The sequence below is a fragment of the Robiginitalea aestuariiviva genome, from assembly GCF_029537735.1.
In the GTDB taxonomy this organism is placed as follows: domain Bacteria; phylum Bacteroidota; class Bacteroidia; order Flavobacteriales; family Flavobacteriaceae; genus Robiginitalea; species Robiginitalea aestuariiviva.
Genome location: NZ_JARPUQ010000002.1, coordinates 1172214 through 1184344 on the forward strand (window position 1 = coordinate 1172214; position 12131 = coordinate 1184344).

A 12131-nucleotide genomic window follows, 5' to 3' on the forward strand; every position below is an offset into this window, starting at 1 on the left:
AATGAAACACTTCCTGTTACTGCTCCTGGCAGTATCTTCCCTGGGCCTGCAGGCCCAACGCCCAGGCGGCGGCCCCGCCGAAAACATCAAACTCACCGGCACGGTGCTGGATCAGGAAACAGGAAGGCCTCTGGAATACGCCACCATTGTGCTGCAGGACGCAGCAGACCCCACCAAAGTAACCGGTGGGATCACGGACCTGGACGGTAAATTTGAAGTGGAAGCCGCCCGCGGGGTCTACAACATCCGGGTTGAATACATCTCCTACAACACCTATTCACAAGACAACCAGCGCCTGTTCCAATCCCGGGACCTCGGAGTAATCCGCATGTCGGTTAATGCCACCCAACTGGAAGCTGTAGAGGTAGTGGGCGAACGCACCACGGTGGAAGTGCGGCTGGACAAGAAAATCTACAACATCGGGAAGGACCTCACCAACAGCGGGGCCACCATTGCAGACGCCCTGAACAACGTACCCTCCGTGGACGTGGATGTGGAAGGGGGCATTAGCCTGAGGGGCAATGAGAATGTGCGCATCCTGATCAACGGGCGGCCCTCCGCCCTGGCCGGGTTCGGTTCCACTGACGCCTTGCAGCAACTGCCCGCAGATGCCATTGAACGGGTGGAGGTCATTACCAGCCCCAGCGCGCGATACGATGCAGAAGGCACGGCAGGGATCCTGAATATTGTCCTGAAAAAGGAAAAGACCCTGGGCTTTAACGGCTCCGTGAACACCTTTGTGGGCGACCCCCTGAATGCCGGGGTAACCGCCAACGGAAACCTGCGCACGGACGGCTTTAACCTGTTCAGCACCATTGGTTACCGCTACCGGGAAGGGCCGGGTAAAGGTTACTTTGATAACACCTACAACGGCGGCGCTTTCGACCGCATTACCGAAGACCGGCGCACCGACCGCCTGAACCGGGGCGTAAATGCCAACGTGGGGATGGAAGTCTTCTTAAGCGAACAATCCAGTGTTACGGGAAGTTTCTTCTTCCGGGGCGGCTCGGACAAGGACCGTACCACCAACAACACGGAGCGCTTTAACGACGGCACCGCAGACAGCCGCACCCTGCGCGAAGAGGTGCAGAAGGAGGTCGACCGCAGCTACCAGTGGGCCCTGAACTACATCAACAATTTTAACGACGACGGCCACAAACTTACCGCAGATGTGCAGATTGGCCGGGATATGGAAGACCAGAACTCCGTGATCGAGGAGCGGACCACCTTCCCTCAGGACGACCTGATTGCCCTGGAGAATGTGCTTGCAGACGAAAAATCCATGGAGTATCTCATCCAGGCGGATTATGTACTGCCCATGGAGGATTCCCAGTTTGAAGCCGGCTTCCGCATTGACCTGGAAGAGGAGATCACGGATTACCGCCTGGATTCCCTGGACCAGGCCAGCGGACAGTTTGTGGTGAACCAGAACCTTACCAACAAATTCACCTATAACGAAGACATTTACGCTGTCTACAGCCAGTATGGCAATAAATTCGGGAAGTTTTCCTTCCTGATGGGGCTGCGCCTGGAAAACACCCAATTAAGGGGAGCCATTGAATCCGAGTACGATCCGGCCCAGCTGGAAGCCGAACTGGGGGTGGATGTAGACCTGAATTTCGACAAGAACTACCTGGGGCTGTTCCCCACCGTGAACCTGATCTACGAGATCGCCGAACGGGAAAACATCACCCTGGGGTACAACCGCCGAATCAACCGGCCGCGGGGGTGGTTTATCAACCCCTTCCCTTCCCGGAGTTCGCGGACCAACATCTTCCAGGGAAACCCGGACCTGGACCCGGCCTTCTCCCATACCTTCGATGTGGGTTACCTGAAGCGCTGGCAGAAAATCACCCTGAGTTCTTCCATCTATTATTCCCGGGAGACCAACGCCTTTTCCCGCGTACAGGAAGAGACCGGCCAAACCACCACGGACGGGATTGAGATTGTCCGTTCCATCCCGATCAACCTGGCCACCAACCAGCGCATCGGGGGGGAAGCCAGCCTGCTGTATAACCCGTCGCGCAAGATGCGCCTGAATGCCAGCGTGAACATCTTCCAGTTCGATACGGAAGGCTTCTTTAACGGGGTGGATTACGGGGCCAAAAACACCAGCTGGTTTGCACGCCTGGGCTCCAAGATAACCCTGCCCGGGGCCGTGGAATGGCAGACCAATGCCTTCTACCGCGGGCCGAATGAAAACGCCCAGACCCGTACCAAGGGCCTGTTCTCCCTGAACCTGGCCTTTAGCAAGGATGTGCTTAAAAACAATGGCACCCTGACCCTGAACGTCCAGGACCTGCTGAATTCCCGCAAGCGGCAGTCCTTTACCCAGACGCCTTTCTTTACCTCGGAAAGCGAGTTCCAGTGGCGGGTGCGCCAGGTGAACCTGGCCTTTGTATACCGCTTTAACGAAGCCAAGAAACGCGAGGGTCGTGGCGATCGTGACTTTGGGGAGGACGAAGGCGAATTCGGCCGCTAACCCAAAACCCACCACAAAAGAAAAGCGGGGCAAATGCCCCGCTTTTTAATTTTTTACTTTCCGTGCCTTATTTACGTTCCCGTTTGGCGGCACGGCGCTCCTTCCAGAGTTCCATCAGGTTTCCGCCCAACCAGTAAGGCACCACAAACATGATGAGGAATATCATCAGCCAGAACCCAATGGTCAGGATGGTCAGGAAGGCTAAAAATCCGAGATACTGGTCAAACTCAAACATGGTGATCTTCTTTGGATCACAAAGATAGTAGGATTCCCTGTAATCCTGCAAATCAAATTCCAAAAATCGGGCGATCCCCCCTTCCAGGCCCATCCGAAATCGGGGGGTAATCCGTACCTTTACGCCAAAATCAGAACCCATGAAATACCGCATCGAAAAGGATACAATGGGCGAGGTAAAAGTGCCCGCGGACAAGTATTGGGGCGCCCAGACCGAACGCTCCCGGAACAACTTTAAAATAGGTCCGGCGGCCTCCATGCCGCTGGATATCATCTACGGTTTTGCCTACCTGAAAAAAGCAGCGGCCTATGCCAACTGCGAACTGGGGGTGCTGCCGCAGGCCAAGCGGGACCTGATCGGGGCCGTCTGCGACGAAATCCTGGCCGGGAAACACGACGACCAGTTCCCCCTGGTGATCTGGCAGACCGGTTCCGGAACCCAGAGTAACATGAACGTGAACGAAGTGGTGGCCAACCGGGCGCACGAACTGGCCGGGAACACCATTGGCGAAGGCGACAAAACCCTGCAGCCCAACGACGATGTAAACAAGTCCCAGTCTTCCAATGACACCTTCCCCACCGGGATGCACATTGCCGCCTATAAAAAAGTGGTGGAGGTTACCCTGCCGGGGGTCCGGCAACTCCGGGACACCCTGAAGGCCAAATCCGAGGCGTTCCGGGATGTGGTTAAGATTGGGCGCACCCACCTGATGGATGCCACTCCCCTTACCCTGGGGCAGGAATTCTCCGGATACGTAAGCCAGCTTGACCACGGGATCCGAGCCCTGGAAAACACCCTGGACCACCTGGGGGAACTGGCCCTGGGCGGCACTGCCGTGGGGACAGGCCTGAATACCCCTGCCGGATACGACGTTACCGTAGCCCGCTACATTGCCGAATTTACCGGCCTGCCGTTCCGCACGGCAGAAAACAAATTTGAGGCCCTGGCGGCCCACGATGCCCTGGTCGAAACCCATGGCGCTCTGAAGCAGCTTGCGGTTTCCCTCAACAAGATCGCCAACGACATCCGCTTGCTGGCCTCCGGGCCCCGTTCCGGGATCGGGGAGATTAACATCCCCGCCAACGAGCCGGGAAGCTCCATTATGCCCGGGAAGGTAAATCCCACCCAGTGCGAAGCCCTCACCATGGTATGCGCCCAGGTGATGGGGAACGATGTGGCCGTAAGCGTAGGCGGCACCCAGGGGCATTACGAGCTCAATGTCTTTAAACCCCTGATGGCGGCCAACGTACTGCAGTCGGCCCAGTTGCTGGGAGACGCCTGCGTGAGTTTTGAAGAGCACTGCGCCAGCGGCATAGAGCCTAACCGGGCCAATATCCAGCGGCTGCTGAACAACTCCCTGATGCTGGTGACCGCCCTGAATACCAAAATCGGATATTACAAAGCCGCGGAAATTGCCAATGCCGCCCACGCCAATGGCACGACCCTGAAAGAAGAGGCCGTGCGCCTGGGTTATGTGACCGCGGAAGAATACGACCAATGGGTAAAACCGGAGGATATGGTTGGCAGTATGGGATAAGGCATCAGGCCCGACCCCAAAAAGAAAAGACCGCCCGGTTGCCCGGGCGGTCTTTTTTTGTGTCGCAGTGATGCGGTTTACTTCAGCTCGAACTCGTTGGTTCCCATCAGGGTGAGCCGGTCGTCGTACACGTTTACCATGTATTTCCCTTCGGCAAAGGCCCCGGAATAGGTGCTCACATAATCGCAAACATCCAGGTCGTTGTTTTCGTAGTAGAAATTGGTGGCCTTGGTAAAGGTAATGGTGGGGCCGTCTTCCAGAGACTTGGTATTACCGGCACCCATCACGTTGCCCTGGGGATCCAGGACCTCGATGTAGAACTCGCGGTCTCCGGCCTCGGCAATCACGTTATCGGCCACGGTGAAGCAAATCTTCAGGCGGTCGGTACGCCCGGCCCGGGAAGTGGATACCAGTTTCCCGCTGCTGCGCTCACGCACGGCGTCTACGGTGAACTTGGTCAGGCTCAGGGCAGATCCGCGTGCCACGGCATCCGCCAGCTGGGTGTTCTGTACCACCAGGGAATCATTGAATACGGTTTGCTTCTCCAGTTCCGCAAAGGTGCTGTCGCGCTGCATGGCGATCATGGAATTGGACTCCTTCAGGGAGTCTACCTGCCGCAGCAATTGCTCGCGCTCGGCTTTCAGGACGTTCACCTGACGGCGGTAGCGCGACAGGGTAGAGAGATCTGCCTTCATGGCCTTTACAGAGTCGATATACTTGGCGATATTATCCCGGGCAGCGACCAGCTCTTCGTTGGTGGCATTGCTTTCCAGGATGGCCTTATCGTATTCCGATTTCAGGCTGTTCAGGTCTTCCACTACCAGTTCTTTTTCCTGGGTAAGGACCGCTTCGTTCTTCACTTTCTCCTGATACAGGCTAACCGTATAGATAATGGTGCCCAAAAGGATTACACCGAGAATCCCGGCCAACACCTTTAATCCGTTATTGTTTTTTTCTTCTGCCATAAGTCTTAATGTTTAAGTACTCGATACAAGTATTTAAGGTTTACGGTCTATATACGGCTCAGGTACCGGGATTGGATTTCGGGATGTTAAAAAAAAATATAAGCCTTATTCCGGCCCTGACGGGATTCGTATCTTTAAGGGTTTTTTGAAACCACCCTAAAAACAATAGAATCGCTATGAAAAAAGTAGTTAGCCGCCCTACGGTATTTTTAACGACCCTGTCCGTGATGCTCGTCTTATCCGGATGCAAGGGCGAGAAAAAGGCAGATGCCACCCCGGCTGAAGAAACCGCCCCGAATACCGCTATGGAACAGCAGGCCCCACAGGGTCCCGAGCTCTCCCCCATTTCCCACGCCACGGCTGTACTCGCCTGGGGTGGTACCGTGATCTACATAGATCCTGTGGGCGGGGCCGAAGCCTTTGCCGGCCAGCCTGAGCCGGACCTGATTCTGATCACCGATGTTCACGGTGACCATTACAGCGCAGAAACCCTGGAAGCCCTGCCTGGGGCCGGGGCAAAGATCGTTGCCCCGGAGGCCGTGGCCAAAATGTTGCCGGCTGCCCTGGAGGGCCGGGTAACTGTCCTGGCTAACGGGGACACCCAAACCGAAATGGGCATTGCCATTACCGGCATCCCCATGTATAACCTGCGGGAGGAAGCCCTTAAATTCCACGAAAAAGGCCGGGGGAATGGCTATGTACTGGAAAAGGACGGCACCCGCGTCTACATCTCCGGAGACACTGAAGACATCCCCGAAATGCGGGCCCTGCAGGACATCGACATGGCGCTGGTTTGCATGAACCTGCCCTATACCATGACCGTGGATCGGGCTGCAGATGCCGTACTGGAGTTCCGGCCCGCCCGCGTGTACCCTTATCACTACCGCGGCAACCCGGAGGTAAGCGATGTAAGCCAGTTCAAAGCCCTGGTGGAGGCCGGCAACCCCGAAATTGAGGTGGTGCAGCTGGACTGGTACCCCAATGCGGCATATTAATCCTGATAATTTGTAACAGAACGGCGCCTTTGGCGTCTGTTAAGGGGGTATTACACCCGCTGACGAACTGTTAAATCCAATCCTATGAAACCACTGCTACAGCGGCTTGCCGCTTTAGGAGTCGTGTTGCTGTTGCTGCAATCCTGCGCTGGCGAGGCCGACTCCAAAAAATCCGGTTCCGAATTTGAGGTCCCGGTAACGTATTACACCCTGGACAACGGGCTTAAGGTAATCCTGTCCGAAGACCACACCTCCCCCACCGCCATTGTGGCTGTATACTACAACATCGGCTTCCGGATTGAACCCCGGGACCGCACGGGCTTTGCGCACCTGTTTGAGCATATGATGTTCCAGGGCTCGCAGAACCTGGGGAAAATGGAATTCATCAAGCTGGTGCAACAAAACGGCGGGGTCCTGAACGGTTCCACCCGCTTCGATTTCACCAACTATTTTGAAATTGTACCTTCCCACAAGCTGGAAACCATGCTCTGGGCCGAAGCGGACCGCATGCGCGGCCTGGCCATTACCCAGGACAATCTCACCAACCAACAGGGGGTGGTTAAAAACGAAGTGAAGGTGAATGTGCTAAACCAGCCCTATGGAGGCTTTCCCTGGCTGGACATGCCCCAGTACGCCAACGAGAACTGGTTTAACGCCCACAATTTCTACGGGGACCTGAACGACCTGGATGCGGCCACCCTGGAAGATGTGAGCAGTTTCTTTAAGACGTTCTACGCCCCAAACAATGCCGCCATCTCGGTGGTCGGGGATTTTGAACCGGAACAGGTCAAGGCCTGGATTGCCGAATATTTCGGGGACATTGCCCCGGCCGAACAGCCTGCCCAGCCGGATATTTCCGAACCCCGGCAGGAAGCTGAGAAATCCTTTGTAAAAAACGATTCTCTGGCCAACAAGCCGGCTTTGGCTGTGGCCTACCACATGCCGGAACGCAACACGCCGGAATACTACGCCATGGGCCTGCTGGACCAGATTCTGGTACAGGGGGATAACAGCCTGCTGGTGCAGAAGCTGGAAAATGAGAAGGGCTATTCTTCCGACGTAAGCGGGGGCATCAACTACCTGGGCAATATGTTCAACTACAAGGGGCCCATGCTGTGGATGTACGACCTCACCTACGACAACGAAACCTCCCAGGAGGAGGTCATGGCCGCGATCGGGGAAGTTATGACCGGCCTGCGCGACAACATTACACAGGAGATGCTGGACCAGGCAATCGTGAAGATCCGCTCCCAGCTCTACGACGACCTGGGCGGCTTCTTTGGCCTGGGCCGGGCCGACCTGCTCTGCAGTTTTGCGCTCTTTGACGACAACCCGGGGCGCATCAATTCCCTGGAATCCGAGTTCCGCAACATTGACCTGGAAACCGTAAAACGCACCATAGACGAATACTTGCGGCCCACCAACCGCACCGTACTGGTCACCAACCCCCTGCTGGCCGCTAACGCAAAAACCGAATAGCCATGAAACAGACTGTAATATTCCTGCTGGCGGCCCTGATTGGCATGGCCCCACTAACTGCCCAGGAAAAAGAAATGCCTCCCCAGGGCGGCACGCCAAAGAACTTTAAACTGCCCGAGAAGGAAATCGTGACGTTCGAAAACGGGCTCACCCTGGTGATGATCCCCTACGGCACCATTCCGAAGGCGAGCATCCGCTTTAACCTGAAAACCGGGAACATCAATGAAACCGAAGACCAGGTATGGCTGGCCGACCTGATGGCCGACCTCCTGGAAGAAGGCAGCACCACCCGCAGCGCCCGGCAGCTTGCCGATGAAATGGCGGGCATGGGGGGCAACCTCAATATTGGGGTAGGCCTGCACAACTCCGCCCTTTCGGCATCCGTCCTTTACGAATTTGCCCCGGATGCCATCCGTTTAATGGCTGATGTACTTCGGAACCCGGCCTGGCCCCAGGGCGAGTTGGACCGCCTCAAAAGCGACATGAAGCGGAACCTGGCCGTGCAGTTGTCCCGCCCCAGGGCCCAGGCCCAGCGGGATTTCTACGCCGCCATCTACCCGGACCACCCATATGGAAGGGTCTTCCCTACCGAAGCTCAAATAGACGGGTACACCGTGGAGGACATCCGAGCTTTTTACGAGGCCCAGCTGGGCGCACAACGCACTACCATCTATGTGGCCGGGAATTTTGATAAAGAGGCCGTAACCAATGCGGTGCGCGAAGCCCTGGCCGACTGGCGTGAAGGCGAACCGGCCAATTATCCGGTGGCCCGGGCGGCTACCTCGCCAGAGGTAAAGATCATCGACCGCCCCGGGGCGCCCCAGTCCACGATTTTCTACGGCCTGCCCGTACCGGGCCCGTCGGATCCAGACTACCTGGCTCTGGACGTGACCAATTCCATCCTTGGAGGTTCCTTTGCCTCCCGGATTACCAGCAACATCCGGGAAGATAAGGGGTACACCTACTCCCCTACCAGTATCCTGGCAGACAATTACCAGACCGGGCTCTGGTTTGAGCGGGCAGATGTAACCACAGAACACACCGGTGCCTCCCTTTCGGAAATCAAAAAGGAAATCGAAAAGTTGCAGGCAGAACCCCCTTCGGAAGAAGAACTGGAAGGCATCATCAATTATGAGTCCGGGATTTTCGTGCTCCAGAATTCCAGCCCCAATGGGATTATCGGGCAGCTGATCTTTTTGGATACCCACGACCTGGATGAATCCTTCCTTTCCAATAAGGTGGCCAACATGCATGCCGTAACCCCGGAACAGGTTTCCGAACTGACGCGCAAATATATTCGGCCGGAAGATATGATCCTGATTGTGGTTGGGGATAAGGCCAAGATCGAAGGCCAGCTCCAGCAAACCCTGGAGATGCCCCTGAAACAATAAATCCCCTAACAAGGATAAAAATAACTCCCGCCAAACCAGCGGGAGTTTTTTTATGATCAGCGGACCAGTTTCTTGTATTTAATCCGTTTGGGCATCACATCGGCGCCCAGGCGCTTTTTCTTATTTTCCTCATAGTCCGAGAAGGAACCTTCAAAGAAGTATACCTGGGAATCCCCCTCAAAGGCCAGGATATGCGTACAGATCCGGTCCAGGAACCAGCGGTCGTGGGAAATCACCACGGCGCAGCCGGCAAAATTCTCCAGGCCTTCTTCCAGGGCCCGCAGCGTATTTACGTCCAGGTCGTTGGTAGGCTCGTCCAGCAGCAGCACGTTCCCCTCTTCCTTCAGGGTCATGGCCAGGTGCAGGCGGTTGCGTTCCCCCCCGGAGAGCATGTGCACTTTTTTGTTCTGTTCACTGCCCGAAAAATTAAAACGGCTCAGGTAGGCCCGGGAATTCACCTGTCGCCCGCCCATGTTGATCAGCTCCTGCCCGTCGCTGAAATTTTCCCAGATGGACTTCTGGGGGTCGATTTTGGCATGGCTCTGGTCCACATAGGCGATTTTGACGGTATCCCCTACCTCAAAGGTACCCTTATCCGGGGTTTCCTCGCCCATAATCATACGGAAGATGGTGGTCTTCCCGGCCCCGTTGGGCCCGATTACCCCTACAATCCCGGCCTGGGGCAGGCGAAAGTTCAGGTCTTCATATAAGAGTTTCTCCCCGAAGGCCTTGCTCACCCCTTTGGCTTCGATCACGTTGGTGCCCAGGCGCGGCCCATTGGGGATATAGATCTCCAGTTTTTCGTCCAGTTGCTTCTGGTCCTGGCTCATGAGCTTGTCGTAATTGTTCAGGCGGGCCTTCTGCTTGGCATGCCGTCCCTTGGGACTCTGGCGCACCCATTCCAACTCCCGCTCCAGGGTCTTTTGCCGTTTGCTGGCCTGCTTCTGTTCCTGCGCCAGGCGCTTGGCCTTTTGCTCCAGCCAGCTGGAATAATTCCCTTTCCACGGAATGCCTTCGCCCCGGTCCAGTTCCAGGATCCACCCGGCCACGTTATCCAGGAAATAGCGGTCGTGGGTTACGGCAATGACCGTGCCTTTATACTGGGCCAGGTGGTGCTCCAGCCAATGGACGGATTCGGCATCCAGGTGGTTGGTTGGCTCGTCCAGCAACAGCACGTCCGGTTCCTGCAACAGCAGGCGGCAAAGGGCCACCCGGCGCCGTTCCCCTCCGGAAAGCACGCCGATCTTCTGCCCGGGGTCGGGCGTACGCAGGGCGTCCATGGCCAGTTCCAGTTTGGAATCCAGTTCCCAGGCCCCCAGGGCGTCTATCTGGTCCTGCAACTTGGCCTGCTTATCCATGAGCTGCTGCATCTTGTCCGCATCCTCGTAGACCTCCGGCAGGCCAAACATATCGTTGATCTTGTTGTACTCGTCCAGGACGGCCACGGTTTCGGCCACGCCCTCCCGCACCGTCTCCAGCACGGTCTTCTCGTCGTCCAGTTCGGGTTCCTGTTCCAGCATTCCCACTTTATAACCCGGAGAAAACACCACGTTCCCCTGGTGGTTGGTGTCCTTCCCGGCAATAATGCGGAGCAGGGTGGATTTTCCGGCCCCGTTCAGGCCCAGGATTCCAATTTTCGCACCATAAAAGAAACTCAGGTAAATGTCCTTCAATACCGGGGTATTGGCATTCTTGTAGGTCTTGGTGACCCCGGACATGGAAAAAATGACCTTCTTGTCGTCTGACATGTTCGCAGTGTATAAATTAAGGGGTTATACCCGGCCTTTAAGGGCGTTGAACACCCAGGCAATGGCAAAGAAACCTACCCCGACCGCGGCAAAGCCCCAGCCGGCAATCTCGTTGTATCGGAAGGCCCCCAGGGCAATGAGCCCCATGCCTACAAAAATCATAATAAAGGTGGCCCAGGCCAGGACCGTGTTTTTATCTTTTAATCCCATAAGTTTTGAGTTGGTTTGGCAGAAGACAAATATCGGTTTTTTTGCCATACGGCACCAGGCCCCTTAGCCCTCAGAGGGAAAGCGGATACCCGCCTCCCTGCGGATGTCCTGTAAAAGGCCGTGCAGGGCCAGACTGTCCTGGTGGGACCAAAGCGGGCTTTCCAGCAGTCCTTCCCTGAGGCAACGGTGTACTTCCTCCACCTCGTGGGTATATCCTTTTCCCCGTTTGGGGAAAACGCGATGGTCCGGATGCTCGCCAATGACGGTATACCCCTCGGTCTCATGCCATCGGGGGTCTATGGTGAGGGTGCCCCTGGTGCAGGAGATTTCGGCCCGCATTTCACTGTGTGAACTGAGGCCACTGTATAACAGAGCTGTGGCCCCGGGGTATTCAAACAACAACCCGATGTGCTTTTCTACGCCTGTGCTGTGGAAGTGGGCCGCAACCTTGAAGGTGTCCGGCAGCCCCAGCAACCAGTAGGCCAGGAATACCGGGTAGATGCCGATGTCGAGCAGGGAGCCCCCGGCCAGGTTGGGGTTGAGCAGGCGGCCGGAAGGGTCGCGGTCCAGAGCCGGGAAGGCGAAATCCGCCTTCAGGTATACCGGATGGCCTATGGCCCCGGATTGGGCCAGGCCTACCGCATCCCTGAGGGCCGGGTTAAAACGGCTCCACAGGGCCTCCATATAGAAAACGTTTTTGCGCCGGGCCGTATCGATTTGTTTTTGTACTTCCTGCAGGGTAATCCCCATGGGCTTTTCGCATAATACATGCTTACCCGCTTCCATAACCATCAGGCTGTGTGGCAGGTGGTGGGTATGGGGGGTGGCAATATAGACGATGTCCACCTCCGGGTCTTCCAGCAATTCGGAATAGGAGCCATAGGCCTGTTTTGCCCCGAATTCACTAGCAAAGGCGCGGGCTTTTTCCGGGTCGCGGGAGGCCACGGCGGCCAGCTGGGCGTCTGGTACCAGGGCCAGGTCTGAGGCAAAGGTCTGGGCGATCTTCCCAAGCCCCAGGATGCCCCAACGTATCGGTTCTGACATGGGTATGCGTTTAGGGTGAGACCCAAATGTAATGATAAATCCTCC

Annotated in this window: 10 protein-coding genes; 5 read left to right on the plus strand and 5 right to left on the minus strand. The window is 56.4% G+C overall.

Going from position 1 to position 12131, the window contains the following annotated elements; all coding sequences use genetic code 11:
* The first annotated feature begins 1 nt into the window (after window position 1).
* Window positions 2–2482 (plus strand): TonB-dependent receptor, encoded by a 2481-nt coding sequence (locus OZ410_RS12045; protein ID WP_277708220.1) that lies wholly within the window; start codon window positions 2–4, stop codon window positions 2480–2482.
* A 67-nt stretch (window positions 2483–2549) separates the two neighbouring features.
* On the opposite strand, the gene OZ410_RS12050 is transcribed toward OZ410_RS12045, so the two are convergent.
* Window positions 2550–2717, minus strand: a complete 168-nt coding sequence (locus OZ410_RS12050; RefSeq protein WP_277708221.1) for a hypothetical protein — start codon at window positions 2715–2717, stop codon at window positions 2550–2552.
* A gap of 139 nt (window positions 2718–2856) precedes the next feature.
* Here OZ410_RS12050 and fumC point away from each other — a divergent pair, with 139 nt between their 5' ends.
* Window positions 2857–4254: a class II fumarate hydratase gene (fumC, locus tag OZ410_RS12055; protein ID WP_277708222.1), complete on the plus strand. Its 1398-nt coding sequence runs from the start codon at window positions 2857–2859 to the stop codon at window positions 4252–4254.
* A 77-nt stretch (window positions 4255–4331) separates the two neighbouring features.
* On the opposite strand, the gene OZ410_RS12060 is transcribed toward fumC, so the two are convergent.
* A complete protein-coding gene (locus OZ410_RS12060; protein ID WP_277708223.1) occupies window positions 4332–5219 on the minus strand; it encodes a hypothetical protein in 888 nt (295 codons plus the stop codon).
* A gap of 176 nt (window positions 5220–5395) precedes the next feature.
* Here OZ410_RS12060 and OZ410_RS12065 point away from each other — a divergent pair, with 176 nt between their 5' ends.
* The 3 genes from OZ410_RS12065 to OZ410_RS12075 all read left to right on the plus strand — a co-directional run bounded on the left by OZ410_RS12065 (window position 5396) and on the right by OZ410_RS12075 (window position 9084).
* Window positions 5396–6214: an MBL fold metallo-hydrolase gene (locus OZ410_RS12065; RefSeq protein WP_277708224.1), complete on the plus strand. Its 819-nt coding sequence runs from the start codon at window positions 5396–5398 to the stop codon at window positions 6212–6214.
* A gap of 84 nt (window positions 6215–6298) precedes the next feature.
* On the plus strand, window positions 6299–7693 hold the full coding sequence (locus OZ410_RS12070) for a M16 family metallopeptidase (protein ID WP_277708225.1): 1395 nt from the start codon (window positions 6299–6301) through the stop codon (window positions 7691–7693).
* A 2-nt stretch (window positions 7694–7695) separates the two neighbouring features.
* Complete coding sequence (locus tag OZ410_RS12075) at window positions 7696–9084, plus strand: M16 family metallopeptidase (RefSeq protein WP_277708226.1); 1389 nt, start codon at window positions 7696–7698, stop codon at window positions 9082–9084.
* 56 nt (window positions 9085–9140) lie between these two features.
* Here the strand turns inward: OZ410_RS12075 and ettA are convergent, their stop codons facing one another.
* The 3 genes from ettA to OZ410_RS12090 all read right to left on the minus strand — a co-directional run bounded on the left by ettA (window position 9141) and on the right by OZ410_RS12090 (window position 12086).
* A complete protein-coding gene (gene ettA / locus OZ410_RS12080; RefSeq protein WP_277708227.1) occupies window positions 9141–10832 on the minus strand; it encodes an energy-dependent translational throttle protein EttA in 1692 nt (563 codons plus the stop codon).
* Window positions 10833–10856: 24 nt separating this feature from the next.
* On the minus strand, window positions 10857–11042 hold the full coding sequence (locus tag OZ410_RS12085) for a CAL67264 family membrane protein (RefSeq protein WP_277708228.1): 186 nt from the start codon (window positions 11040–11042) through the stop codon (window positions 10857–10859).
* Window positions 11043–11105: 63 nt separating this feature from the next.
* Window positions 11106–12086 (minus strand): Gfo/Idh/MocA family protein, encoded by a 981-nt coding sequence (locus tag OZ410_RS12090; protein ID WP_277708229.1) that lies wholly within the window; start codon window positions 12084–12086, stop codon window positions 11106–11108.
* Window positions 12087–12131 lie beyond the last annotated feature (45 nt).